Source organism: Cupriavidus oxalaticus, assembly GCF_038900635.1.
Lineage (GTDB): Bacteria > Pseudomonadota > Gammaproteobacteria > Burkholderiales > Burkholderiaceae > Cupriavidus > Cupriavidus oxalaticus_B.
The window spans coordinates 97,373-122,722 of record NZ_JAYMRX010000014.1; the positions used below are offsets into that span (position 1 = coordinate 97,373).

Genomic DNA, 25,350 nt, shown 5'->3' on the forward strand with positions numbered 1-25,350 from the left:
GGCGCGAACGACCGGGGCACTGACCATTGCAGAGGTTCGTATGAAAGCACGCCAACCGTTCCTTATTAATCGCCTACGCACAGCAATGCTCTTGTTCGCTGTTGCACTGTTCGCCGCATGTGGCGGGTCGAACGACGACGACAAGCCAGCAACCAATCCGCCTCTCACATTCCAGGTCGTGTCGTTTGGCGACAGCATTTCTGACGTAGGAACCTACGCACCAGTTGCGCAACTGGTCGGTGGCGGGCGCTTTACCACCAACCCTGGGCAGGTGTGGACCCAGGTTGTCGCGAACTTCTTCGGCGGAACCCTGACTGCGGCGCAAACCGGGGGCTATGGAGCCCCGGTGGAAAATCACCCTAACGGGTTGGGCTACGCCCAGGGTGGTGCCCGAGTAACGGATCCCAATGGCATCAAATTCAAGTCGAATGGACTTGGCGCGCTGACGGTACCGATTACGACGCAGCTTCAGAACCATCTTTCAGCCCACGGTAACTTCAATGACAACCAACTTGTCCTCGTGCAGGGTGGCGGCAGCGATATCCTTATCCACGCCGCCGCGGTATTAGGAGGAAGCGAGACAAATGATGACGCGACGCTCGCCATGACCCTCGCCGCGCAACAATTGGCGGCGATCGTCGGAAAGGTTCTCGACTCCGGGGCCAAGCATGTTGTCGTCTCGAATGTCGGCAATATCGGCGTCTCTCCGTTCGGCATCAGCGACCCCAGCATCGGATCCGTCCTCACTGTGTTGACGACAACGTTCAATTCGGCGCTAACGACCGCGATGCAGGCCGCAGGGATTCAGAACCGGGTCATCAATATTGATCAGTTCGCCTTCATCAACGATGTGCTTGCCCATTTCAAGGAAAAGGGTTTCCAGGTGAGCAATACCGGCACAGGCTGCAACCTTCAGCTTTTGTCTAAGGAGTTAGAGATCAGCTCTCTGTTCTGCTCACCGAAGACCTACACGGCGCCGGACGCGGATCAGACCTATATGTTCGCGGATGACGTTCATCCGACAACGCATCTGCATGCGCTGTTTGCCGAGCTCGTGGAGCAGGCTGTGCAAGCGGCAAATAAATAGGCGGAGGACTAACCGAGTCGTCTTGTCGCCTGCGCCGCGTCGCGCGTCAGCATGCCACGCTCCCAACCTGAACATGCCGGCGCGCGATCCAGCCACCTCGTGTCGGCGAGACGCCATTGCGTGTGCGTTTTTATGCACACCACATCAAAACCCCCCGCGTAGCACTCCGCCCGATAGCGGCCGCCCGCCTTTCGCGTGGAATTCTTGGGCCATCCGGCGAGGCCCTTATCGGCGGGGCGGCGTGTTATCGCTCACTCGCCCCCTCCTCGCCTTCGCGCTTTATAGCCCTTGTGGGACCGGGCGGCGCCGTCAAACGCCTTGCCTTCAATGGCACAGGGAGGCGACAAGTTCATCGCGCTCAGGTCGGGGGCGGATAGCCTTCGCACAGCACAGGATTGCGGCCGAACGGCTGCTTACTGAGCGAAGCAGTCGCACGAATGTCCGAGTGTTGATACAGACGAAGGACTGCTGCCGTTTAGGGTTGTTCGATGCCTGCCGTCGTCCGCAGGAACGTGAGTGTGCCACCGCGCGCTGCTGGCAGGCGTCGAACAAGCCTCGATGGAGGAAACCGCGGAGTGCTCCGAGGCGGTCGGAGCGTTGGAGGCTATGGCGATTGATAGGCCGGGATGCCCAACGGTGTTGGAGCTTGCGCGGTCAGACGGGATGCTGGATAGAGCCTGGTGCGGTGACGAGGCGGTCCAGTCGCGCAATCGTGAGGATGAAGCGGACGTGCGAGGGGCTGCGCGAAGCGGCAAGCGCAAACGTCCGCTCGTAGACCGCGTTGCCGCAAAGCCGACGGTCGAGTTGCACGTCCGGAAAGCGTGGTGCTCATGTCTGGCCTCGCCGCTGGGGTGGTGCGCGAATGGGCGCAGTGCGTTCCAGGATCTCGATGACGATCATCGGCGCTCCGCAGTGCCGGCAGACGAAGACCGCAGGGGCAGCAACCCCGGGATCGTCGGGCTGGTTGTCGACTTCGGGCATGAAGTCCAGCAGTTCACGTGCCTTCGCGAGACTGGCGCGGCGCACCGGATTGGCGAGCAAGCCGTAGTGACGGATGCGATGGAAGCCGGAGGGCAGCACATGGAGCAGGAAGCGGCGTATGAACTCGCCGGTTTCGAGCGTCATGATCTTGTGGCGCGTGCGTCCCTTTGCGCGGTAGTCCTTCCAGCGGAAGGTGACACGGCGTTCATCGAAGGCGACCAGGCGCTGGTTGGAGATAGCTACTCGGTGCGTGTAGCGTGAGAGGTATTCGAGTACGGTGTCTGGTCCGGCAAAGGGACGCTTGGCGTAGACGACCCACTCACAGGAGCGCAGCGGCGCCAGCCAGCGAGCAAAGGTAGCCGCATTAGCAATGCTCGGTGTATTCGCCGAAGAACTGCAACTGGCCACGCTGGTGAGCGGAGGCGAGCGCTTCGAGGAAGCGGCGCCGGAACAGACGCGACAGGACGCGCACGGGCAGGAAGAAGCCAGGCCGGCATGCGATCCACCGCTCACCATCAGGCGACAGGCCCCCGCCTGGGATGATGCCGTGCACGTGCGGATGATGCGTAAGCGCCGAGCCCCAGGTGTGCAGCACGAGCGTGGCGCCAATCTGGGCACCCAAGTGCCTTGGATCCGCGGCGATGGTGCGGAGTGTTTCGGCGGCAATGTCGAACAGCAGCCCGTAGATCACCGTCTTGTTGTACCAGGCGATTGCGCCGATCGGTGCAGGCAGCGTGAACACCACGTGGAAGTACTCAACGGGCAGCAGGTCGGCCTGGCGCGCCTCGAGCCAGCGGTGGGCGGCACTGGCCTGGCACTTCGTGCAATGGCGGTTGCGGCAGGAGTTGAAGGCGACCTCGATGCGCTCGCAACCTGAACAGCGCAGCACATGCCCGCCCAGCGCCGCCGTGCGGCACTGTTCGATGGCCGACATGACCTTCAACTGCCCCAGGCTCAGGGGTGTCGTGGCTCGCCACGCTGGCCCGTGGCTGCGGAAGATGTCCGCAACCTCCAGCATGAGGTGCTGCAGCGCGCGGGCTTACTGGGGAGGCAGGCGGTCCAGCGGGCTGGTGACTTCGTGCAGCAGGTCGGTAGCCACCTGCACGTAGAGCGCGGTGTTCTCGAGCTTCGCATGGCCGAGCAGCACCTGGATGACGCGGATGTCCACCTTCTGTTCGAGCAGGTGAGTGGCAAAACTATGCCGCAGGGTGTGCATGGATACGCGCTTGTCGATGTGCGCAGCTTCGGCCGCGGCGTGGATGGCGCGGTTCAGTTGTCGAGAGCTGAGCGCGTCGACGGGATCGAGCCCGGGAAACAGCCACCCGCCATCCAGCATCTTGCCCTGGGCCCGGGCCACGTGCCACCAGACGCGCAGGCGCTCAAGCAGCACTGGGGAAAGCATGGCGTAGCGGTCGCGGCGGCCCTTGCCCTGCTCGATGCGCAGCGTCATGCGCTGGCTGTCGATGTCGGTCACCTTGAGGGCCACCACTTCGCTGGCGCGCAGACCGGCGCCGTAGGCGACCGAGAGCGCGGTCTGGTGCTTGAGGTTGCCGGCAGCCTCGATGAGCCGCCGCACTTCATCGGGGCTGAGAACGACGGGCAAGGTGCGGGGCACGCGCACTGGGTGCATCCTGACCATGAGCTCAGGCCTGTCGATCGTGACCTCGAAGAAGAACTTCAGGCCCGTGATCGCGTGGTTCAGTGAGACAGGTGATGTGCCGAGATCGACGAGATGCAGTTGGTAGCGTCGCAGGTCCTCGACGGTGGCGGTGTCAGGCGAGCGCCCGAGAAACCGGGAAAATTCGCGCACGATGTGCAGATAAGTGTCCTGCGTCTTCGGCGAGAGCTGGCGCATGCGCATGTCGTCGATCATACGCTGGCGCAGAGGACTGGCGTTTGCCGGTAAGGAGGTCATGATTCGGCTCCTGTTGAAGAACGAGGCGGATTGCCTCATTCGCCAACATAGAACCGTGTGACCGGCCTCTCCCTGACCGACGCGGTATGGCCGTAGCCCCTACCGCGCGAGCGGTTTAGTCCACTGGCCGGTAGGCGTCCGACCATGCAGCATGGGGGCGACTCACGCATCACGCGCCGGCCATGGTCTCCGGCGTGACTTCCCACCCTGCATCGATGCCGCCGGGAAGCATCTGCCCACGGTCTTCACCGACTTCGGCATCTACCAGGCGGTTCAGCTTCTCGTTCATTGCGACGACAAGCTCGCGGTGCCGGCTGTTTGCCGCCAGGTTATGCGTCTCTAGCGGGTCGGTCTGCAGGTCATACAGTTCCACGTCATTGAACCGGTTAAGCTCCTCCAGCGTCCCGGGCCGGTTATGCTGCTTGGGCGAAAAGTAGCGGGCGAAGGTGTAGCGCCCATCGAAGACCGAGCGAACGGCGCCGCGCTTCATCAGGTCGGGCCGGATGCCGGTGCTTTTGAATTGGTTTGGCTTGCCGCCCTTCTGCAGGTAGTCAACGGCCTTGTAAAGGAAGTCGCCGTCAATATAGGCGAGCATGTTGTAGCAGAACAGCGCGCCGTCGCGGACGGCGTTCGCGTCTGCCTTATCCGGGGCGCTGAGCAGCCCCGAAAGGTCCTTCCCTGCCAGGCCCTTGACCAGGGGCGCACGCTTGTCGGCGCCCACGCCAGTCATGGCAACCAGTGTCGGCGCGATGTCCAGATGCGACGTGACGGCGCGACATTGCTTGCCGCCCTGATAGGCCGGGTGAGCGATGATCAAGGGGACGTTGTTTTGCTCGCGATAAGAGACCGCGCCCTTGGCGTGGAGCTGGTGGGCGCCGTCCATGTCGCCGTGGTCGGACGTCAGGATGACGATGGTCTTGTCGGTCAGACCCGCGGCGTCGAGTTCAGCCAGAACGGATGCGATATTCCGGTCGACGTCGCGCATGCAGTTCAGATAATAGTTGTGCCGCCGGCGCCATCGTGCCTCTTCGTTGGGAATGGCGCCGACCATCGCGTCGTGCGAGCGCAGGAAATCGCGGTGAGCGGGCGGGCGCCCAGGTGCGTCGAGCGCCTGGGCGTGGCTGGCGGGAAGCGTGAAGTTCCATTGCCTGGCGTACAGCGGGTCGGCCGGATCCCGGGCGACTTGCGCGAGGCCGCGCGTTGCCTGGACCGGGGTGCCAGGAGCGTCGGTATCATAGAACATCACGTCATGGGGGTTGACGAGGTTCATTGCGAGGAACCACGGTTTTCCCTCCGCCGCAAGCTTGCGACCCGTTCCGCGCAGCCAGCTCGTGCCCATTGCGGCGATTACTCCGTCGTGGAGGTAGCCACCGCTTGTGTGGGCAATGATATCGCCGATTCCGATGTAATCGGAGAAGCCATAGGCTTCCATCTCCGCGGTAAATATCTTGGTTGGCGTGCCAAGCTTGTTGACGGTCTCGAACTCCTTGGTGAGATGCCATTTGCCTTTGTACGCGGTGTAGTAGCCTGCGTCGCGAAGCATGTCACCGAGCGTCGGTATTTCGGTTGACATGCTGGTGATCCAGGGGAAATTCGTGTTGTCGAACATCCGCGTATGCTGGATGTGTTGGCCCGTATAGAGCACGGAGCGCGATGGCGTGCAGACGCACGAGTTGATCTGATGGTTCACGAACGTCGTGCCACGTTTCATCAGGCGCTCGTGCGCAGGCAGGCTATATCCCGCTGGTAGTTCTCCCGGCCGGAAATAGCGCTCCTGATCAACCAGGATAAGAAGGATGTTATATGGGCCCGCCGTGCGGCTGCCCGTGGATGTCGCGGCGCCGCCGGTACCGGGCGTTGCAGCCTGCGCATTGTCACCCGCACCAAGGCCCAACGCCGCGACGCCCAGGCCTGCGGCGCGAAGAAAATCGCGGCGAGTCAGCGCGGCTTCGGGCTTCTTCTCGCTGTCCATCTCGCTCTCCCCATCGATGGCGCGCCGCATGGCGGACTTCCGGAACATGAAATAAGCCTCGATCAGGCATTTCAATGCAGCCTAACAATATCGCTGCCGGCCAACAATCCGGCTTCCGGGCGCCGCAACGCGCGGGATGTTGGCCACCGCACATATCGTCACAACTTCCACTCGATCGGGAGTATGGTCACCGCGCTCATTCAGCGCTCCTGGCGCCGCGTGAAAGGAAAGCGCGTAACTCCGAGATAGTCGGTCCATTCGCTCCATTCGAGGGCCAGGCAGCCGCAGCAGCTAAGCCCCGCAGTGGCCTGGCGCGGAATATTTTCCGTTTTTTGAAGCGACACCATAAAGGGCGGCAGCCCGGAAGCCGTAGAAGGGCTCGCACCCCCTTGCCCTATCCGGGTTAATCAATGAGAAGAGTCAAGCACATGCCTTCCTCGTTCCGCGCGCGCATCGTGGCCCTATCGGTCGCCATCGTCATTGCCGCGCTTGCCGTCAATGCCCTCGTCAACCACCTCGTGGCACGAACCTATAACAATGAAGCCATCGACAATAACCTCGCGGCTGTGCAGATCGGCCATGTCGACGCCATCGCCGAATGGGTGACCAGCCACACGCAGATGGTCAACGCGCTGCAGGATGTGGCCCTGCAGGAAGACCCGGTTCCCGCCCTCCAGCTCGTTGCCGCTGCTGGGGGGTTCATCAAGACCTATGTCGGCTATCCCGACAAGAGCCATCGGTTTTCTGACGCCACCGGCCTGAAGCCCGACTACGATCCGACCGCACGTCCCTGGTACAAGCAGGCTGTGGCAGCCGGCAAGCCCATCGTGACACCTCCGTACATCGCGGCCAGCAGTGGCAAGCTCGTGGTGACGTTCGCGGTGCCGATCGTGCGCGACGGCAGCGTCAAGGGTGTGGTGGGCGGCGACGTGGCAATGGACAGCGTCGTGGCCAATGTCCGATCGATTCGCCCGACACCGGCGAGCTTTGGCGTCCTGGTGGCCCGTAGCGGAAAGATCGTTGCGCACCTCGACGACAAGCTCACGCTCAAGCCGCTCTCCGATCTGATGCCGGCGCTCGATGCCGACCAACTCGGCGTGCTCGCCAGCGCCACGACGCCGATGCAAGTGGACGTCGGCGGCGCGGAAAAACTGTTGCGCGGACGCGAGATCCCCGGCACCGACTGGCTGGCGGTGATCGCGCTGGACAAGGCGGAAGCCACGGCGGGCATGCGTTCGGTGCTGATTGCCTCGATGATCGCGCTCGTGCTCGTGGCCGGCGCAGCGGCTGCGATCATGGCCGGCGTCACGGCGGTCTCGTTCCGCCGTCTGTCGGACATCCGCGATGCAATGGTGGCGATCGGCTCCGGCGATGGCGACCTGATGCGACGCCTGCCTGAACAGGGCCGCGACGAAGTTGCGCAGATCGCACGCGCGTTCAACACCTTTGCCGACAAGCTCGTACACGTGATGCGGCAGATCCGCGATGCCAGCGAATCGGTCCACGTGGCCGCCAGCGAGATTGCCGAAGGCAATGCCGACCTGTCGCGCCGGACCGGGTCGGCCGCCGCCAGCCTCGAACAGACCGCCGCATCGATGGAAGAGATCACCGCCACCGTGGGCCAGTCGGAGGCATCGGCCCGGCAGGCCGACGAGACTGCCGTGCAGGCGCAGCAGGTGGCTGCCGACGGCGGGACGGCAATCTCCAACGCCATCGAGACGATGAATGATATCGAGCGCGCGGCGGTGAAGGTATGCGACATCATCGGCGTAATCGAGGGCATCGCATTCCAGACCAACATCCTTGCACTGAACGCGGCCGTGGAAGCGGCGCGCGCCGGTGAGCAGGGCCGCGGCTTCGCCGTGGTGGCCGGCGAGGTCCGCGCGTTGGCGCAACGCAGCTCGCAGGCCGCCAAGGAAATCAAGACGCTGATCGAATCGACTGTCAGCAGCGTAAGCACCGGTTCTGGCCAGGTGCGGCTGAGTGGCGACACGATGAACGAGATTGTCGGGAACGTCGGCCGCGTGACACAGATCATTTCCGAGATCACACAGGCTGCCCGCGAGCAGACGCGCGGCATTCAGGAAGTGAATCTCGCCGTCACCCATCTCGATCAGATGGTCCAGCAGAACGCCGCGCTGGTGGAAGAGTCCACGGCCGCCGCGGCGGCACTGCAGGGGCAGGCGGCCACGCTGGCCAGCGTCGTGCGGACGTTCCGGCTCGGGTGACGCCCTGGGATGGACGCCAGGCACTGGACTGACGATACGGAAGAATGGCGACTTGTGGGCGGCAAGCGATGGCAGGGGGCTAGAGCGGTCGGCCGTCCGTTCGCGACCGCATCTTGCCTTGGCCGCAGCAGGGAGCCGTGCGCTCGCTTCGACCGCAACGAACCGCCGCTTCGAGAATGGTCAGTTGGCCTGTGCGACCGCACGCTTTACGCTTCGGATTCATGGCCGCCCCCTTGCATTCCAAGCATGCGTACGCAGCGAACGCGCTGTGCCGTCCGCTACGGAAACCCGCGATGCTGCAAGCCGTGCAAGCCCCGCTGGCGCCATCGCTGCAGCCGAGGCCGGTGGTGCTTTGTCGGCCTGCAAGCCTCGAACGCAGCACGCCCGGCGCGCTAATTGGCCCGCTGGCAAGGGAACTGACCGTACTGGCGGCGTTCAGCCCCCGCGCACATCGCCGCGTAACCACGATATCGTGGGGCGGCCGGGATTCCGGCAGCGATGTGGCCCGATTTGCACGCCGCGCTCGGCTACCTGTGACGCGAACGGGATTTCCGGTGGGCTGGTGCGCTGTCATTGCAGGAAAGGTATGGCAGCAAGCGCGTAGGCCCGGCAACGACGCGCGTGCCGCGGCGAGGCATAATATCCGCCTCACCGCACCGCTCCCGACCCCAAAAATGGGTACATAAATGGGCACATTCAACCGCCTGCACCTGATCCGGCAAATCGACCTGTTCACGCTGCGCCTGTTCCTGTCCGCCGTTGAAGAGCAGCAGATTCAGCGTGCTGCGGCGCGGGAAAATATCGCCGCCTCTACAGCGACCAAGCGCATCCAGGACCTCGAGGACATCGCGGGCGTCAAGCTGCTTGAACGCGGCCCGAAGGGCGTGGTGCCCAGTCCGGCCGGCGCCGTGCTGGTCCACTACGCGCGCCGCATCTTCGAGAACGTGGAGGACATGCGCTCCGAGATATCGGCCTTCACCGAAGGGATGCGCGGCAAGGTCGTGGTGGCCTCGGCGCGCTCGATCATTGCGCCGTTCCTGGCCCGCGAACTGGGCGACTATGCCCGCGATTTTCCGCTGGTGGAACTGGCCGTGCGCGAGGTGGAAAACGCCCAGATCCTGGAGGCGGTGTCGCGCAGCGATGCCGACATCGGCGTGTTCGCCATGGCCCATGAACTGGAGCTCGGCGGCGTTGACGTCACGCCATACCGCCGCGACCGGCTGGTGGCCGTAGTGCCCCGGTCCCATGCGCTGGGCGCGAATGAGACCGTCACGTTCGCCGACCTGCTGCCCGAGCGCGTGATTCCGGTCGATGCGATGCTGGGCGCCTTTCGCGTCGCGGCAAAGCGGCTGGGAAAGGAATTTGCGCCGGCGTTCAGCGTCCGCAGCGCAGGCACGGCAATCAGCCTGGTGCAGGCGGGACTCGGCGTGACGGTGCAGCCGGAGTGCCTGGTAAGCCATCAATTGTTCGATGACGTGAGCTGTATTCCGCTGGACGAACCGTGGGCCGTGCGCAGTATCCACATTGCCACGCCACGCGGACGGGTACCGAGTCCCGCCGCCGCCGCCCTGATGAAGCAACTGCTCGACCGTCCCGGCGAACAGGCGCCAGCGGCGGCGCAGGACTGACGTTCCTGCTTCCCTGATCGCCGACAGGGCGGGCATTCGTGCCCGCCCTTTTCATTTCGATCGCACCGAAGCGCCGCTTCAGAAAAGGCCAGTTGGCCTCGCGGTGGCGCGACTCTACTCTTCCAACACGCGCCGCACCGATGCAAGCCGGCGCCACCCAACAACGGAGAGACGAAGTGCAACCGAACTTCCTGAACGAATCCCAGGCCCTCTGGCTCGACACCGTGAACCGCTTCATGGACAACGAGGTGACGGTCGAGTACGTGCGCAAATGCGACCAGAACCGCGACTATCCTTACGAGGCCTACGACAAGATCGCAAAACAGGGCTGGCTGGGCCTGCTGTTCAGCGAGGAAGAAGGCGGCGCTGGCGGCGACATCTTCGACTACACGCTGATGGCCGAGGGTCTCGGCAAGTTCGGCTTCGACTTCGCGGCCGCGGTGCTGGTGCCGACCTTCACGGCGATGAACATCGCCAAGTACGGCACCGCCGCGCAGAAGGACAGGTACATCCAGCCGTTCATCGACGGCAGGATCCGCTTCTCCGTGTCGATCTCCGAGCCCGACGCCGGCTCCGACGCCTCCAATACCAAGACCCGCGCCCGCCGCGACGAGAACGGCGACTGGATCGTCTCGGGCCAGAAGCTGTGGTGCAGCGGCGCGGCGGCGAAGGACACGGTCATCGCCATGCTGGTCCGCACCGATGCCGACAACAAGCACGGCGGCCTCTCGGTGCTGCTGATCCCCAACTCCACGCCGGGGCTGGTCATCAACAAGCTGCCGACGCTGTCGCGCCACGCCACCGGCACCACCGAGATCTTCCTCGACGAAGTGCGCGTCCCTGCCGACGCCCTGCTGGGCGAGGAAGGCCAGGGCTGGGAAATCATCACCAAGCACCTCGAACTGGAGCGCTGCGCCGTGGCTGCCGCCTATGTCGGCAACGCGCAGACGGCGGTGTCGAAGGCCACGCAGTACGCCCACGAGCGCATCCAGTTCGGCAAGCAACTGTGGGACTTCCAGGTGCTCAAGCACATGCTGGCCGATTGCCAGACTCAAGTCGATGCCGCGCGCCTGCTGTGCTACCGCGCCGCGCAGATGGCAGCAGCCGGCGTGCCGTGCAGCCGCGAGGTGTCGATGGCCAAGCTGTACGGCTCGGAAACGCTCAAGCACTGCGCGCTGACCGGCATGCAGGTGCTCGGCGGCTACGCCAACCTGCCTGAAGCCGACATGGAGCGCTACCTGCGCGAAAGCGTGCAGTCGACCATTGGCGGCGGCACCTCGCAGATCCAGAAGACCATCATCGCCAAGTCCATGCGGCTCGGCTGAAGCAGACGACATTCACGGAGACACAGACATGAGCGACACGAGCAAGCGCATCATCAACAACCGCATCGACCAGACCTTTGACGAACTCCAGGTCGGCCACGTCTTCCGCTCGGGCGGGCGCACCGTCACCGAGGCCGACGTGGTCAACTACTGCGCGCTGACGGGCAACTGGATCGAGATCCACTCCAACACGCACTACGCCTCGAAGACGCGCTTCGGCCAGCGGCTGGTGCAGGGTTCGCTGACGTACTCGATCGTCACCGGCCTGATCCAGTTCGGCCTCGGCATCCAGGCCAACTACGGTATCGACAACATGCGCTTTCGCAACCCGGTGTACATCAACGACACCATCTACGCGGTATGCGAGGTCATCGGCAAGAAGGAGAAGGACGAGAAGTACGGCGTGATCAAGTTCCGCATCAGCGCGATCAACCAGAATGGCGACCTGCTCCAGCAGGGCGAATGGAGCCTGCTGATGCTGCGCAAGCGTGAGGACCTGGACGCGCTGATCGCATCGTCGCTGCCTGAACTGAAGGCGGCCTGAGGGGCGTGGCGATGTCCAGCAAGCCAGTCGCCGCGATCGTCGGGATGGGGGATGCCTACGCCTCCCGGCAGGATCGCAAGGACCCTCTGCAGCTTGCCGCCGAAGCCACGCGGCGCGCGCTGCGGGACGCGGGCATCCGCAAGGAGCAGGTCGATGCGGTCTACACCGGCCGCTCGCCCTGGGCCGACAAGCGTTCGCAGTGGAGCAACATCTTCATTTCGTACATGCAGATGCCGGTGAAGCGCACCACCGAGATCACGATGCACGGCGCCGGCCTCACGGCGACGCTGGCGGTGGCTGCCGAGATGATCGCGGCGGGGCAGGCGGAGTACGTGCTGTGCCTGCAGAGCGATGCGACGGAGTTGTTCGTCGATGCCGTCGCCATGGGCGCCGAAGCCGACGCGGACCCGCAGTACGAGGTGCCGTACGGCCCCATCATCCCGGCACTGTACGGGCAGGCCGCCTGCCGGTATCTGCACGAGTACGATCTGACCGAGGCCGACCTCGCTGACGTGGCGGTGTCGAACCAGCGCTGGGGCGTCCACCATCCGCACGCGGCCAAGGCGCGCTTCGGGGAAGTGGACCGCGAGACGGTGCTGGCGTCGCCCTACGTCGCCAGTCCGCTGCGGCGCTGGATGTGCTCGACGTGGGGTGGCGGCACCGGCGGCGCGCTGGTGGTCACGTCGCCGGAACGGGCGCGGGCGATGCACGCTGATCCAATTTACCTGCTCGGCTACGGGTCGGCCACGACGCACGAATACCTGACGGACCGCATGAACATGCGATCGTGCAAATTCCCTGAACTGGGTCCGATGCCCAACCTGACCCACACGGCCACGGCCGCGGCGGCGAACCAGGCATTCGGCATGTCGGGACTGTCGCGCGGGGATATCGACTTGGCGCAGATCTCCGTGAACTTCGCGCACATGGGGCCCATCGTCATGGAGGACCTGGGTTTCGCGAAGAAGGGCCGCGGGATCGACCTGTACCGCGAGGGCCGCACCGGCGTCGATGGCGATCTGCCGACCGACACCAACGGCGGCTGGCTGTCGTTCGGCCAGCCCGGCATCTCCTGCAACATGGACAGCCTCGTCGAGGCCGTGCGCCAGTTGCGCGGCCAGCCGCTGGGCCTCGCGCCGAAGCGCAGGCCCAAGACCGCGCTCGTGCAGGGTGCGGGCGGCATGCTGGCGGCCGGCAGCGTGACGCTGCTTTCTTCGACAACCTGATTCGCACGGAGCAAGTCATGATCCAGACGAAAGACGGCTGGCCGCAGCCTTACGCGCTGCTCGACGCCCAACCCTACTGGGAAGGGCTGGCGGCGGGGCAGTTGAAGTACCAGCGGTGCACTGGCTGCGGCGAAGCGGTCTGGCCGGCACATTCGTTCTGCCCGCATTGCGATGCCGATGAACTTGTGTGGCAGGTGGCCAAAGGCAGCGGCACGCTGTACTCGTTCAGCACCGTGATGCGCGGGCCCACGCCGGCCTTCGCCTCGATCGCCCCTTACACGGTGGGCTTCGTGGAGATGGACGAGGGCTACCACCTGTTTGCGCAGATCGAGGGACCGGCCGAGACGCTGCGCATTGGCGTGCGCATGACGGCGCGGCTGATCGAGCGGGGCGGGCAACGCCTGCCGGTCTTCGCCGCGGCCTGACGCTTCGCCGCCCTCGCCAGGCATCCGGCAAGACATCTATAAAGAGATAGAAGGAGGAGACCCATGACCGACCCCCGTGAACGGGATCACCGGCGGCGCTGGCTACGCAAGGCTGGTGCCGCCTGCCTGGCCGGCTGTGCGGCGATGCTGTTGCCGCGGCTGGCACCGGCGGCGGCCGAGCCGTGGCCGACGCGCCCGGTGCGCATCGTCATTCCGCTGGCGGCCGGCTCCAGCGGCGACGTGCTCGCGCGCCTGCTGGCGCAACGGCTCGAAGGCATGTGGAAGCAGCCGGTGATCGTGGAGAACCGGCCCGGCGCGGGCGGCGTAATCGGCACCGAGTACGTGGTCAACGCCACTGATGGGCACACGTTGCTGCTGGGCACGCAAAGCTCGATCCTGCCGAAGTTCACCACCAAGAACCTGAAGTTCGACCCGACCACCGACCTGGTCCCGGTGTACAAGATCATCAACTATCAGTTGGTGGTGGCCACCAATGACGGCACCGCCGGCAAGGCAAAGACCATGCGCGGACTGGTCGACCTGAGCCGGAGAGATCCGGGAGGCCTGTTCTTTGCGGGAACGGGCCGCACGTCGATCTTCAACCTGACGATGGCGCTGCTGAACAAGTCGCTGGGCATGAAATACGCACCGCTCGACTTCAACAGCGTGACGGCAATGAACATGGCCGTGATGCGAGACGATGCGCAATTCCTCGTGAACACGCCAAGCTCGATGAAGTCGCAGATGGAGGCCGGCAAGCTGCGGCCGATGGCTGCCATCAGCGCCGAGCGGTATGCGGACCTGCCCAACGTGCCGACGCTGTCGGAGGCCGTGGGCTACAAGGGCTACCTGCCGCTGCTGTGGTCTGGCATATTTGTGCCGAAGTCGACGCCGCCGGCCGTGGTGGACCGGATCGCGCGCGATCTTCGCGCGCTGACGGTAGATGAGCAATTCAAGAGCCTGGTGGAGTCGCGCCTGAGCGGCAGAATGGTAGCGTCGTCGCCGGGCGCGTTCGCCCAGCAACTGAACGAAGAGGTCTCGGTCTGGAAGGCCCTCTTCGCCGAACTCAACTATCAGCCGGAGTAAGCAGCCATGCGTGACCTTCCCCTCGATGGCGTGGTGGTCGTGGAACTGAGCGACAGCGCCTCGGCGCCGTTCGCCGGCCAGATCCTTGCGGCGCTGGGCGCCGATGTGTGGAAGATCGAACGCCCCACGGGCGATTCGGCCCGCGGCTGGGGGCCGAGCAAGTGGAAGGGCAGCGGTGCCGCCTTCCATGCGATCAACCAGGGCAAGCGCTTCATCAGCCTCGACATCAAGGACCCGGACGACCTCGGCACGCTGCACCGGCTCATCGCCGAGCACGCCGACGTCTTCTTCCACAACCTGCGCCCGGGCTCGGCCGCGCAATACGGACTGGACCCCGACAGCCTGCGCGTGACCAAGCCCGAACTGGTCTGTTGCGAGGTAGGCGCCTTCGGCAATGTCGGTCCGCTGAACCAGGCGCCCGGCTACGATCCGCTGATGCAGGCCTTCGCAGGCATCATGAGCGTCACGGGCGAAGAGGGGCAGGCGCCGGTGCGCGCAGGCGTGTCGATCGTCGACTTCGGCGCCGGCATGTGGGCCGTCATCGGCATCCTTGCCGCGCTGTGCCGGCGGCAGCGCAAGCACGTAGGCGCGACCGTCAACAGCTCGCTGCTGGAGACGGCCATCGCGTGGATGACGGTGGGCATCGCCAACTACAACGCCGATGGCGACACGGGCGGCCGGCATGGCTCGGGCGTCGGCTTCATCGTGCCGCACCGCGCGTACGACACGGCCGATGGCCATCTGGTGGTCAGTTGCGCCAACGACCGGCTCTTCGCGCGCCTGTGCGCCGCACTGGACCGGCCGGAGTGGTCCACCGACGAGCGCTTTGCCACCAACGACGCGCGCCTGCGCCATCGCGGGCAGATCGATGCCCTGATCGGCGGGCGGCTGGCCGAACATCCCCGCGCACACTGGCAGGAAGTGCTCGGCGCCGCCGGCCTGCCGTGTGCACCGGTGCAGACTACCAGCGAACTCGTCAATCACGAACAGACGCGGGCGCTGGGCATCATCGGCAAGCCGTCCGGGGACGATCTGGCGCTGGTCGGACTGCCGCTGCAGTTCAACGGCAGGCGGCCCGGACCGCTGTCGGCGGCGCGCGACGTTGGCGAGGACAATGCGGATCTCGACAGGCTGTTGGCCTCGCGGCGTGGCCGGCGCGAGGCGGAGCCGTCGGGCGGCGAGGCAGTGCTCGACGCGGGGGTCGCGGAGTAGAAGTGGTGGTCATGGCGGCCATTGGCGGCCATGACCACCATGACCGTCGAATGCGTGACCGTGGCCACCCGAAGGGGCGGCGCGGCGCGCGATGCAGACCCGGCTCGTCCCAGCGAGCCGGGTTTCAACGTTTGAGGAGACCAATACGATGCGCAAAACCCAGGGCCCGCTCGCGGGCGTCAGGCTTGTTGAGCTGGGCGGTATAGGGCCTGTGCCGTTCTGCTGCATGCTGCTCGCGGACCTCGGCGCGGACATCGTCCGCATCGACCGTCCGCCCGGCCACGACGGCGGGCAGCCCGACGATACGCGCTTCAACCTGCTCAATCGCGGCCGGCGCAGCGCCGCACTCGACCTGAAGAAAGCCGAAGCGAGGGATGCGGTGCTGAAGCTCGTCGGCCAGGCCGACGCGCTGGTCGAGGGATTCCGGCCGGGCGTTGCCGAGAAACTGGGGCTTGGCCCGGAAGACTGCCTGGCGGCGAACCCCGCGCTGGTCTACGGCCGCATGACGGGCTGGGGCCAGGACGGGCCGCTTGCGCACGCGCCCGGCCATGACATCAACTACATTGCGCTGACCGGCGTGCTGCACGCGGTCGGCACCTCCGGCGGACCGCCGGTGATCCCGCTCAATCTGGCGGGAGACTTCGGCGGCGGCTCGCTGTACCTGGCGCTCGGCGTGGTGTCGGCCATCCTGGAAAGCCGGCGGTCGGGCAAGGGGCAGGTGGTGGATGCCGCGATGGTCGACGGCTCCGCCTCGCTCATGACGCTCTTCTACGGCATGTTCGCCAGCGGCTACTGGAAGGACGAGCGCGGCAGCAACCGGCTCGACTCGGGGGCGCCCTGGTACAACGTCTACGAGACGCGGGACGGCCGCTGGATCAGCGTCGGCTCCAACGAGGCGCGCTTCTGGCGCAATACGCTGGAAGTGCTCGGGCTGGATGAAGCGGAGATGCCGGACCAGCACGACCGTTCGCGCTGGCCGGAGGTGCAGGCGAGGTTCGCGGAAATTTTCCGCACGCGCACGCGCGACGAATGGTGTGCGCTGGCCGAAGGACGGGAGGTGTGCTTCGCGCCGGTCATGTCGCTGGCGGAGGCGCCCGGCCATCCGCATCTGCGGGCGCGCGGGACCTTCGTCGAGCGGGACGGTGTCGTGCAGCCCGCGCCCGCCCCGCGCTTCAGCCGCACGCCGGGCGCGATCCAGAATTCCCCCCCACGCCCCGGCGAGCATACCGACGCGGTGCTGGGCGACTGGGGCTTCGGCTTGCAGGACATTGCGGCCTTGCGCGCGGTCGGCGCCATCGTGTGAGGCGGCGGGCCGCGCGGCCAGTCGTCAGCGCATCGTCAGTGAATCGTCAGTCCGCCGGTCGGGCTGATGGTCGACCCGGTCAGGTAGCGCGACTCGTCGGAGGCGAGGAAGGCCACCACCTGGCCAATATCCTCCGGGCTCGCCACGCCGAGTGGGCTGCTGGCGATGATCTTCTCGTACTGCTTGCGGTGCCGGTCCGACACGCCATCGGTGCGCTCGAACGCAGCCTTCCAGGACGGACTGTCGCGCACCACCGTCACGCAGACGCAGTTCACGCGGATCCGGTCGCCCGCCAGCTCCTTCGACAGTACCTTGCTCGCGCTGATCAGGCCGCCGGCGAAGGTGGCCACCGCGGTCTGCGTTGGCGTCGGCACGCGGCCGCCCTCCGAGGTCACGAAGACCACAGCTCCGCCGCCGCGCTCGCGCATGAAGGGCAGGGCCGACTGCACCGGCAACAGTTTCGCAGCGGTGTTTTCCGCCACCACGGCGCAGACGCGCGCGAGGTCGATATCGCCAAACGGGCCGCGCACGTCCGGGCGGCGCGCCTCGTCGTCATTGCCGCCGGCATTGGCGACCACGATGTCGATGCCGCCGTGGCGGCGCGCGGCTTCGGCGGCGAGCGCGTCCATGTCGGCCTTCACGCGGACGTCGCCGGCGATGAAGTCGCCCTGGCCGCCCGCCTCGCGCAGTTCGGCGAGCACCGCGTCGGCCTTTGACGCGCTCCTGCCGCTAATGACCACCAGCGCCCCGCGTGCGGCGAGCTGCAGTGCCACGCCCCGGCCGATCCCGCCGGTGCCGCCGGTGACGATCGCCACCTTGCCTTCAAGACTCTTCATTGCTGTTTCCTTGCTGTGGTTTCACTGTCTTCCGGTCAGACGATGCCGTCGGCGCGCAGCGCATTGACCTGCCGCGCATCGAGGTGCAGCCAGTCGCGCAGGACCGCGTCGGTATGTTCCCCGAGCCGGGGCGGCACCCCCGCCTCGGGCTCGGGCACGTCCGACATCTTGATCGGGTTGCCGACCACCTGCACCGGGCCCCACACCGGGTCGTGGACCGTCATCAGCATCTCGCGCGCCGCGACATGCGGGCAGTCGAACAGGTCGGCCACATCGTTGACCACCGACGCCGGCACGCCGCCCTCGCGCAGCAGGTCCACGGCTTGCGCGCGCGTGCGTGTGGCGAGCCAGGCGTCGATATGCGGATCCAGCGCGTCACTGTGCTTGCGGCGGGCGATGCCATCGGCGAAGCGCGGGTCGTCCACCAGGTCCGGCTTGCCGATCACCTCGCAGAATCGGCGCCAGATATGCTCGCCGAGCACCGCGATGACGATATGGCCGTCGCTGGCGCGGAACGGCCCGAACGGCGCCGTCACTGCGGGTACGCCCGGCGGCAGCGGCTTGTGCAGGGCCGAGTACATGGTGACCGAGATCTCGTTCTGGACCAGCGAGGCATCGTACAGCGAAATGTCCACCTTCTTGCCCCGCCCGGTGCGCTCGCGCTGGAAGAGCGCCAGCAGCGCGCCCTGCGCTGCGAGGATGCCGCCCTGCAGGTCAGTCATCGAGAAACCGAGATAGGTCGGCCGGTCGTCCTGCCGCTCGGGCCGGTACATCAGGCCGCTGAGCGCCTGGCCGACGATGTCGAGGGCCGGGTGGTCGGTGTACGGGCTCGGCTTCACATCGGTGTGGCCGAAGCCGGAGATGGCGACGTAGATCAGGCGCGGGTTGCGCGCGCGCAGGGCGTCGTAGCCGACGCCAAGCCGGTCCATCACGCCCGGGCGCAGGTTTTCGATCACGATGTCGGCGCCGGCGGCCAGTTCGAGGAACAGCCGCTTGCCCTCGGGCTGCTTGAGGTCCAGCGTCAGGCTCTTCTTGTTGCGGTTGGTGCGCAGGAACGACAGCGCGTGCGGGCTGCCGTCCTCCGCCATCCTGACGGGGCTGGTGCTACGCGCGAAGTCGCCGCCGGCCGGGGCTTCGACCTTGATGACCTCGGCGCCCGCGTCGGCGAGCCACATGGACGCGAACGGGCCGGCGACGAAGTTCTCCACGGCCAGCACGCGCACGCCTTGCAGCGGGCGGTCGGGGGTGGGGCGTTGGTCCTGCGTGGCCGCCGCGGCGCGGCCGGATTCGGTGTTCAAGGCTGTCTCCTTTGCATCTTCCGGAAGGGTTTGATGCAAGGGTAGAGCGCCCCGGGCCCGCGTCCAACTTGCCATTTTCGAAGCTGCGGTTCGGATGGACCGAAACGGACGACCCGGAGCGGGCGGCGAACATTCGCCCGCTCCGGACGGCCGCCATCGTCAGCCCAGCACGATGGTCTTTGACTCCATGAAGGCGGTCAGTCCTTCCACGCCGCCCTCGCGGCCGATGCCGGACTGCTTGAAGCCGCCGAAGCCGATGGAGAAATCGGTGCGCGGGCCGTTGTGGCCCACTGTGCCCGCGCGGATCTGCCGCGCCACGGCGAGCGCGCGGTCGCGGTCGTTGGTGAAGACGGCGGCATTCAGCCCGAACGGCGTGTCGTTCGCCATGCGGATGGCGCTGGCCTCATCGTCGGCCGGGATCACGCTCAGCACGGGGCCGAAGATTTCCTGCTGGGCGATGCTCGAGCGGTTGTCGACGTTGCCGAACACCGTCGGCTCAAAGAAGAAGCCGCGCGCCAGATGCGGCGGACGCTTGCCGCCGGCCGCCAGCACGGCGCCTTCCTCCACGCCCTTGCCGACAAAGCGCTCGACGGTGTCGCGCTGGCGCGCACTTGCGAGCGGGCCGGAAGTGGTCTCTGCCGCGAGCGGGTCGCCGAGCACAATCTGCCGCGCGATGGCGGACAGCGCCTCCACCATCGCGTTGTGCTTTGCGCGTGGCACGATGATGCGCGTCAGGCTGTGGCAGATCTGCCCGGTGTTGTAGCCGAAGTAGGAGTTGCCCAGTGTGGCCGCGGCGGTTTCGACGTCGTAGTCGTCCAGGATGACGGCGGGCGACTTGCCGCCGAGTTCCAGCGTCACGCGCGCCACGCGGTCGCCGGCGATGGACGCGATGCGGCGTCCGGCCGCCGTCGAGCCGGTGAATGTGATCTTGTCGACGTCGGGGCTGCGCACCAGTGCCTCGGATACGTCGCGCTCGGCCGTGATGACGTTGACGACGCCCGGGGGCAACCCGACTTCCTCGCAAACCTGTGCGAACAGGTAGCCCGAGCACGGCGCCTCGGGCGGCGACTTGATGACCAGCGTGCAGCCCGCCAGCAGCGCTGGTGCGGTCTTGTAGGCCAGGAGCCCGGCGGGGCCGTTCCAGGGAAGGATCTCGGCGACCACGCCCACCGGTTCGTAGACGCGATACGCATCGTTGCCGGTGACGGACTGGCACGGCTGCGCGAAAGGGAAGGTCGATGCCATCGCCGCGTACTGCCGGAAGGCGCCGCTGATGAACAACCCGATCCGCGGCTGCGCGACCCGGTAGACGATGCCGGTTTCGAGCGACCAGATGCGCGCGAACTCGTCGTTCAGGGCGTCGAGTCGCGCGGCAATCTTCTCGAGAAAGCCGGCGCGCTCCAGCGGCGTCATGCGCGGCCAGGGGCCGTCGTCGAATGCCCTGCGCGCGGCGGCGACGGCGCGCTGCATGTCGGCCGACTCGGCCCGGGCGACCGTCGCCACGACCTGCTCGGTGGAGCAGTCCAGCACGTCGAAGACGCCGCCGGTGGAGGGTTCGATCCACTCGCCGTCGATGTACAGCCGGCGCGGGTGCTTGAGTTCGATAGTTCGGTTCGTCATGGAATGGATATCCGTTGCCCGCCTGGCTGGCGGCAAAGCGTGAAAGGGCGCGGCAGGATTCAGAACAGGAAAACGCCCTTGCCGCCCGCCTGCCGGTCGAAGTGGGCATAGGCCTGCGCGGCCTGGTCGAGCCGCCAGGTGTCGGTGAACAGCCGGTCCACCGCGACGCCGCGTGTGGCGATAAAGCTGGCGCAAGCCTTCATCTCGACTGCGGAGAACGTGAACGAGCCGAGCAACAGCCGCTGCTTGCCGATCAGGTCCTTCATTGCATCGAGCACCAGGTTGCCGCCCACGGCGACCAGCGCGACGCGGCCCCACACCCTGGTGCTGCGCACAGCCTGAGCGCGCGGCAGCTCGCCGCCGGCACACTCCACCGCACACGATGCGCCCTTGCCCCCGGTCAGCTTCAGGATCTCGGCGACGGGGTCAGACTGCGTGGCGTCGATCGCGTGCGCCACGCCGAAGTCTTTCGCGCGGGCCACGCGTGCTGCGCTGATGTCGATGCCGAACACCTCGACGCCCATTGCGGCGGCAAGCTGGGCGACCGACAGGCCGACCGGCCCCAGGCCGTAGACGGCAAGCGTGTCGCGGGAACTGATGTCGAGCCGCAGCAAGGCGCCGTACGCGGTGCCGGTGCCGCACGCCACGGCCGCGCCGCCCGCGAACGACATCTCCTGCGGCAGGTGCACCAGCGAGGACACCGGCACCTTCATGTAATCGGCATGGCCGCCGTGCGCCAGCACGCCGTGGATGCGGGCGCCGTGGTCGCAGAGTTGCGTCCACCCGGTGCGGCAGTGATCGCAGTGGCGGCAGCCCTCGTAGTGGAATACCATCACGCGGTCCCCCACGCGGAACGCCTTGCCTTCCACGCCCGGGCCGAGCGCGGCCACCACGCCGCAGGGCTCGTGCCCGCCGATGATCCGGTCGGATGCAATGCGGTCCTGCAGGCCCAGCATTTCCAGCGATGCCGCCATGCCATGCCGGTAGTAGTGGAGATCGGTGCCGCACATGCCCGACGCTTTCATCTCGATCACGGCCTCGCCGGGGCCGGGCGTGGGATCGTCGAAGTGCGCCAGCTCGACCTCGCGGGCGCCCCGGAAGATCATGCCGCGCATCAGAGATGTTCCCGGTAGAACGGGATCAGCTTGTCGAGCGCCTTGCGCACGGGCTCGGGCTTGTCGTAGAGGTCGTAGTGCGACCAGCCGTCGAGCACGACCAGTTCCTTCTTTGCCGAGCGTGCGCGGCCAATGATCTCGCAGCCGTCGCGGTAGGCGCCGAAGGCACCGACCTTGTCGCCGACCACCACCATCAGCGGCTGCGTCAGCAGGACCTCGGCCAGGTGAAAGGCATCCCATCCGACCGCGGCGCCCTGGTGAGAGAAGAGCGAACGGTTGGCGCCGTGCGGCTTCTGCCCGCGCGGCGTGCGGTAGTACTCGGTGGCCTCGTAGACATCGATCTCCGTCAGCCCGCGCTGCTTTGCTACCTCGGGCGATGGCGGCAGCAGATCGTCCACGCGCAGTGCGGCACCACGTGCCTCGTCGGTGCGCTGCTGTGCCATGGCTTCCAGCGCGCCGATCGGATCGTAGCCGCTGAAGCCCTCGCGCATCAGCCGGCCGTAGTTGACCCCCGTGACGGTGCCCACCGCGCGGATGCGGCGCTCCGTCATGGCGGCGTTGATGGAGTAGCCGCCACCGCCGCACATGCCGAGTACGCCGATGCGGCGCTCGTCCACATAGTCGAGCGTCACGAGATAGTCCGCGACCACGCGGAAGTCCTCCACGCGCAGCGTCGGATCCTCGATGTAGCGGGGCTCGCCGCCGCTGCCGCCCTGGAAGCTGGCGTCGAACGCGATGACGACGAAGCCAGCCTCGGCGAGTGCGCTGCCATAGACGATTCCCGCAGTCTGCTCCTTGCAGCTACCGATCGGATGGGCACTGATGATGGCGGGATACTTCTTCTTCTCGTCGAAGTCCGGCGGGAAGTGGAGGTCGGCGGCGATATTCCAGTACTGGTGCTTGATGCTGACGGTTTTCATGTCTCACCTCATGGGGTAGCGGGTTGCGGACTCAGTCCGCGGTACGGTAGTCCGCGCCAGGGCCGACATCGGGTTCCCGTGCCGGCCTCGGGATCAGCGGCACGAGCATGATGGCGACGAAGGCGGGCACGACGAACACGTAGAAATTCCAGTGTAGTGGGAGGTTCGAGCCGACGATCCACCCGCCGACCAGCGGGCCGAGAATGGAGCCGAACCGTCCGAATGCCTGCGACGCCCCGAGTGCCGAGCCGCGGCATGAAGCCGGGAAGTGCGTGGCGATGTAGCCGTAGATCAGCGTCGTGGTTCCGATGGAACCGATGCCCGCACCGAACACCGCGAGCATCAGCCAGCCGAATTCCAGCTTCTGGCTCAGCGCGAGCAGCGACAGGCCGCCAATGGCGAAGAACGGGATGATCACCCGCTTGGAGCCCAGCCGGTCCGCCAGCCAGGCGCCGCCGATCATGCCGATCACTGCGCCGCACTGCATCACCAGCAGGAACTGCAGCGACGACCCCAGCGGATAGCCGGCCTTGCGCATCAGTTGCGGCAGCCAGGCATTCAGGCCATAGACGATCAACTGGACGCAGAAACTCACCAGCGCGAACAGCAGCGCCGAAGTGCGGAGTGCCTCCGTCGCCAGCATTCGGTAGCCGCGCGCGCCGGGGGCGGCCGCGTTTGAGTGCTGGGCCTCCTGTTCCCGGACGATTTGTCCCAGGTTGAGCGAATACCGGACAGCCAGCACGCGCGCCTCCTCCATGCGGCCGCGCTCGACGAGGAAACTTACCGACTCGGGGAGCCACACATACATCACCGGGAGGATCAGCGCATAGAAGGCCCCCAGCGCGTAGAGCGTGCGCCAGCCGTGCTCGTGCAGCAGCGTGATGGCAAGCAGGGCGCAAATGACGCCGCCAACGGAATATCCCGTCAGGGTCAGCGCGTTGTACAACTGGCGCCGGTGCGCCGGGGCGTACTCCACAGTCAGCGCCACGGCGGCCGGCACCACACCGCCCAGCCCGATGCCGGTGAAGAAGCGCGCCGCGCCCAACCAGAACGGCGAGATGGCGAGCGCGCAGAGGACGGAGCCGATGGAGAACCACAGCACGCCGGCCATGATGAGGTGGCGCCTGCCAATGCGGTCGGACAGCGGGCCGGCCGCGCCCATGCCGACCATCAGGCCGGCGAGCGTCCAGCTCCCGATCATGCCGGCCGCCGCCGGTGTCAGGCCCCACCCCGGCTCTTCGAGCAAGCGTGGGAGGGTGGCCCCGAAGACGATGAGATCGTAGCCGTCCGCGACGAGCGTCAAAAAGCACATCATGACCACGAATAGGCCGCTGCGAGCCGGCAGTGTTGCTTGATGCACGTTGTCTCCTGGATATCTTTCTTCTAAATCCCGCCGCCATGCGGGGCGCGGTGTGCGTCGGGGGAGTGACTGGGACCACCGAAGGGTAGTGGCGTGTCGGCGGCGAACCAATTGGCCTTTCTCGAAGCGGCGATTCGGCCGGGATGAAACGCGCGGTGTGCGGGCTTCGATGCGCGTGAACTGGCGCTTCGGAAAAGGCCAGTTGGCGTGGGCAGCGCAAGCCCCTACGCTTCGTTCATCGCGGCCCACCGCAAGCCTGCTGGCATGAGGGGCCGCCAGGTATTAAACGTCCCCGCATCGCCTATGTGAGTGAGGTCAGGCGCTCTATCATTTTCAGGACATTGCACCATGCGTTACGAAGACTTCCAGTTCATCCTGTTTGACCGGCAGCCGGATGGCGTACTGCTTGCCACCCTGAATCGCCCGGAGGTGATGAACGCGACCAACGCCCGCCTTCACTGGGAACTGACGAAGCTGTGGAGCGTGGTCAACGACGATCCGTCGGTCAAGGTGGTGGTGGTGACGGGCGCGGGCGACCGTGCCTTTTCCGCCGGCGGCGACCTTGCGTGGGTCGAGGAGATGGTCGGTAATCCCGAGGCGGTGGCGGTGGTGAAGAAGGAGGCTGGCGACATCGTCTACAACATGCTGGCCTGCGACAAGCCAATCATTTCAGCGATCAACGGCACCGCCGTGGGTGCGGGCCTGGCGGTCGCACTGCTGGCGGACGTCAGCATCATCTCGGAGTCCGCGCGGTTCACCGACGGCCATGCCCGCCTCGGCGTTGCGGCGGGCGACCATGCCGCCATCGTCTGGCCGCTGCTTTGTGGCGTGGCAAAGGCGAAGTACTACTTGATGACCGCGGATTTCATCGACGGCAAGGAGGCGGAGCGCCTCGGGCTGGTGACATTCTGCGTGCCGCCGCAGGAATTGATGACGCGCGCTCTGGCCGTCGCCCAGTCGCTGGCGCGGGGCAGCCAGACGGCGATCCGCGCCACGAAGATGTCGATCAACAACTGGATGCGGATGGCGGGTCCGATCTTCGATGCCTCGCTGGCCGCCGAGATGCTGGGCTTCCTCGGTGCTGATGCGCGCGAAGGGCTGGACGCGGTGCGCAATAAGCGTGCGCCTCAATTTCCATCGGCGAAGCTGCCCGGCTGAGTCGGCATCCGGGGCGCATTCCCCTACCGCGCGGCGGCCGACATGGCATGCCGTCCCCCTTTGCCTCATGCAGGAAGATACAAATCTTCGAGCGTGCCTGAGCCAGTACCA

At 66.2% G+C, this 25,350-nt stretch carries 19 protein-coding genes and 1 pseudogene; 11 read left to right on the top strand and 9 right to left on the bottom strand.

Features of this window, described 5'->3' with window-relative positions; genetic code table 11:
• Positions 1–40: 40 nt before the first annotated feature.
• A complete protein-coding gene (locus VSR71_RS21430; RefSeq protein WP_342915853.1) occupies positions 41–1,087 on the top strand; it encodes an SGNH/GDSL hydrolase family protein in 1,047 nt (348 codons plus the stop codon).
• An 828-nt stretch (positions 1,088–1,915) separates the two neighbouring features.
• Here the strand turns inward: VSR71_RS21430 and VSR71_RS21435 are convergent.
• From VSR71_RS21435 to VSR71_RS21445, 3 genes and pseudogenes are all read right to left on the bottom strand, one after another.
• Positions 1,916–3,086: pseudogene (locus tag VSR71_RS21435) on the bottom strand (IS91 family transposase).
• 21 nt (positions 3,087–3,107) lie between these two features.
• Positions 3,108–3,983, bottom strand: coding sequence for a site-specific integrase (locus VSR71_RS21440; protein WP_342915854.1), 876 nt, complete (start codon positions 3,981–3,983; stop codon positions 3,108–3,110).
• A gap of 169 nt (positions 3,984–4,152) precedes the next feature.
• Positions 4,153–6,003 carry a sulfatase-like hydrolase/transferase gene (locus tag VSR71_RS21445; protein ID WP_342915855.1) on the bottom strand — a complete coding sequence of 617 codons (1,851 nt, stop codon included), beginning with the start codon at positions 6,001–6,003 and terminating at the stop codon, positions 4,153–4,155.
• A gap of 380 nt (positions 6,004–6,383) precedes the next feature.
• On the opposite strand from VSR71_RS21445, the gene VSR71_RS21450 reads away from it, so the two are divergent.
• From VSR71_RS21450 to VSR71_RS21490, 9 genes are all read left to right on the top strand, one after another.
• A complete protein-coding gene (locus VSR71_RS21450) occupies positions 6,384–8,183 on the top strand; it encodes a methyl-accepting chemotaxis protein (protein ID WP_342915856.1) in 1,800 nt (599 codons plus the stop codon).
• Positions 8,184–8,869: 686 nt separating this feature from the next.
• The gene (locus tag VSR71_RS21455; protein WP_342915857.1) at positions 8,870–9,811 is read left to right on the top strand and encodes a LysR family transcriptional regulator; all 942 of its coding nucleotides are present in this window, start codon (positions 8,870–8,872) and stop codon (positions 9,809–9,811) included.
• Positions 9,812–9,987: 176 nt separating this feature from the next.
• Complete coding sequence (locus tag VSR71_RS21460; RefSeq protein ID WP_342915858.1) at positions 9,988–11,136, top strand: acyl-CoA dehydrogenase family protein; 1,149 nt, start codon at positions 9,988–9,990, stop codon at positions 11,134–11,136.
• 28 nt (positions 11,137–11,164) lie between these two features.
• Entirely contained in the window at positions 11,165–11,680 is a 516-nt protein-coding gene (locus VSR71_RS21465; RefSeq protein ID WP_342915859.1) for a MaoC/PaaZ C-terminal domain-containing protein, read from the top strand.
• Between the two features lie 11 nt (positions 11,681–11,691).
• Positions 11,692–12,906 carry a thiolase family protein gene (locus VSR71_RS21470; protein WP_342915860.1) on the top strand — a complete coding sequence of 405 codons (1,215 nt, stop codon included), beginning with the start codon at positions 11,692–11,694 and terminating at the stop codon, positions 12,904–12,906.
• Between the two features lie 17 nt (positions 12,907–12,923).
• Complete coding sequence (locus tag VSR71_RS21475) at positions 12,924–13,331, top strand: Zn-ribbon domain-containing OB-fold protein (RefSeq protein ID WP_342915861.1); 408 nt, start codon at positions 12,924–12,926, stop codon at positions 13,329–13,331.
• 63 nt (positions 13,332–13,394) lie between these two features.
• Positions 13,395–14,417 carry a tripartite tricarboxylate transporter substrate binding protein gene (locus tag VSR71_RS21480; protein WP_342915862.1) on the top strand — a complete coding sequence of 341 codons (1,023 nt, stop codon included), beginning with the start codon at positions 13,395–13,397 and terminating at the stop codon, positions 14,415–14,417.
• 6 nt (positions 14,418–14,423) lie between these two features.
• A complete protein-coding gene (locus tag VSR71_RS21485; RefSeq protein ID WP_342915863.1) occupies positions 14,424–15,629 on the top strand; it encodes a CoA transferase in 1,206 nt (401 codons plus the stop codon).
• Positions 15,630–15,777: 148 nt separating this feature from the next.
• The gene (locus tag VSR71_RS21490; RefSeq protein ID WP_342915864.1) at positions 15,778–16,932 is read left to right on the top strand and encodes a CaiB/BaiF CoA-transferase family protein; all 1,155 of its coding nucleotides are present in this window, start codon (positions 15,778–15,780) and stop codon (positions 16,930–16,932) included.
• A 35-nt stretch (positions 16,933–16,967) separates the two neighbouring features.
• Here VSR71_RS21490 and VSR71_RS21495 read toward each other — a convergent pair whose 3' ends face one another.
• The 6 genes from VSR71_RS21495 to VSR71_RS21520 form a co-directional block, all read right to left on the bottom strand.
• Complete coding sequence (locus VSR71_RS21495) at positions 16,968–17,768, bottom strand: SDR family NAD(P)-dependent oxidoreductase (RefSeq protein WP_342915865.1); 801 nt, start codon at positions 17,766–17,768, stop codon at positions 16,968–16,970.
• A gap of 35 nt (positions 17,769–17,803) precedes the next feature.
• Positions 17,804–19,066: a CaiB/BaiF CoA-transferase family protein gene (locus tag VSR71_RS21500; protein ID WP_342915866.1), complete on the bottom strand. Its 1,263-nt coding sequence runs from the start codon at positions 19,064–19,066 to the stop codon at positions 17,804–17,806.
• A 159-nt stretch (positions 19,067–19,225) separates the two neighbouring features.
• Positions 19,226–20,686 (bottom strand): aldehyde dehydrogenase, encoded by a 1,461-nt coding sequence (locus VSR71_RS21505; RefSeq protein ID WP_342915867.1) that lies wholly within the window; start codon positions 20,684–20,686, stop codon positions 19,226–19,228.
• A 59-nt stretch (positions 20,687–20,745) separates the two neighbouring features.
• The gene (locus VSR71_RS21510; protein WP_342915868.1) at positions 20,746–21,801 is read right to left on the bottom strand and encodes a zinc-binding dehydrogenase; all 1,056 of its coding nucleotides are present in this window, start codon (positions 21,799–21,801) and stop codon (positions 20,746–20,748) included.
• Positions 21,801–22,721 (bottom strand): alpha/beta hydrolase, encoded by a 921-nt coding sequence (locus tag VSR71_RS21515; RefSeq protein ID WP_342915869.1) that lies wholly within the window; start codon positions 22,719–22,721, stop codon positions 21,801–21,803. The genes VSR71_RS21510 and VSR71_RS21515 overlap by 1 nt, the downstream gene beginning before the upstream one ends.
• Positions 22,722–22,752: 31 nt before the next feature.
• On the bottom strand, positions 22,753–24,081 hold the full coding sequence (locus tag VSR71_RS21520) for an aromatic acid/H+ symport family MFS transporter (protein ID WP_342915870.1): 1,329 nt from the start codon (positions 24,079–24,081) through the stop codon (positions 22,753–22,755).
• Positions 24,082–24,429: 348 nt separating this feature from the next.
• Between VSR71_RS21520 and VSR71_RS21525 the strand changes: the two genes are divergently transcribed.
• Entirely contained in the window at positions 24,430–25,239 is an 810-nt protein-coding gene (locus VSR71_RS21525; protein ID WP_342915871.1) for an enoyl-CoA hydratase/isomerase family protein, read from the top strand.
• The last annotated feature ends 111 nt before the right edge of the window (positions 25,240–25,350 follow it).

What these genes read in the sequence shown, in the direction of transcription:
- VSR71_RS21480 (WP_342915862.1), top strand. Translation starts at nt 13,395, where the DNA reads ATGACCGACCCCCGTGAACGGGATCACCGGCGGCGCTGGCTACGCAAG.
- VSR71_RS21470 (WP_342915860.1), top strand. Translation starts at nt 11,692, where the DNA reads ATGTCCAGCAAGCCAGTCGCCGCGATCGTCGGGATGGGGGATGCCTAC.
- VSR71_RS21525 (WP_342915871.1), top strand. Translation starts at nt 24,430, where the DNA reads ATGCGTTACGAAGACTTCCAGTTCATCCTGTTTGACCGGCAGCCGGAT.
- VSR71_RS21490 (WP_342915864.1), top strand. Translation starts at nt 15,778, where the DNA reads ATGCGCAAAACCCAGGGCCCGCTCGCGGGCGTCAGGCTTGTTGAGCTG.
- VSR71_RS21450 (WP_342915856.1), top strand. Translation starts at nt 6,384, where the DNA reads ATGCCTTCCTCGTTCCGCGCGCGCATCGTGGCCCTATCGGTCGCCATC.
- VSR71_RS21515 (WP_342915869.1), bottom strand. Translation starts at nt 22,721, where the DNA reads ATGAAAACCGTCAGCATCAAGCACCAGTACTGGAATATCGCCGCCGAC.
- VSR71_RS21475 (WP_342915861.1), top strand. Translation starts at nt 12,924, where the DNA reads ATGATCCAGACGAAAGACGGCTGGCCGCAGCCTTACGCGCTGCTCGAC.
- VSR71_RS21495 (WP_342915865.1), bottom strand. Translation starts at nt 17,768, where the DNA reads ATGAAGAGTCTTGAAGGCAAGGTGGCGATCGTCACCGGCGGCACCGGC.
- VSR71_RS21485 (WP_342915863.1), top strand. Translation starts at nt 14,424, where the DNA reads ATGCGTGACCTTCCCCTCGATGGCGTGGTGGTCGTGGAACTGAGCGAC.
- VSR71_RS21440 (WP_342915854.1), bottom strand. Translation starts at nt 3,983, where the DNA reads ATGACCTCCTTACCGGCAAACGCCAGTCCTCTGCGCCAGCGTATGATC.
- VSR71_RS21445 (WP_342915855.1), bottom strand. Translation starts at nt 6,003, where the DNA reads ATGTTCCGGAAGTCCGCCATGCGGCGCGCCATCGATGGGGAGAGCGAG.
- VSR71_RS21510 (WP_342915868.1), bottom strand. Translation starts at nt 21,801, where the DNA reads ATGCGCGGCATGATCTTCCGGGGCGCCCGCGAGGTCGAGCTGGCGCAC.
- VSR71_RS21455 (WP_342915857.1), top strand. Translation starts at nt 8,870, where the DNA reads ATGGGCACATTCAACCGCCTGCACCTGATCCGGCAAATCGACCTGTTC.
- VSR71_RS21430 (WP_342915853.1), top strand. Translation starts at nt 41, where the DNA reads ATGAAAGCACGCCAACCGTTCCTTATTAATCGCCTACGCACAGCAATG.
- VSR71_RS21465 (WP_342915859.1), top strand. Translation starts at nt 11,165, where the DNA reads ATGAGCGACACGAGCAAGCGCATCATCAACAACCGCATCGACCAGACC.
- VSR71_RS21505 (WP_342915867.1), bottom strand. Translation starts at nt 20,686, where the DNA reads ATGACGAACCGAACTATCGAACTCAAGCACCCGCGCCGGCTGTACATC.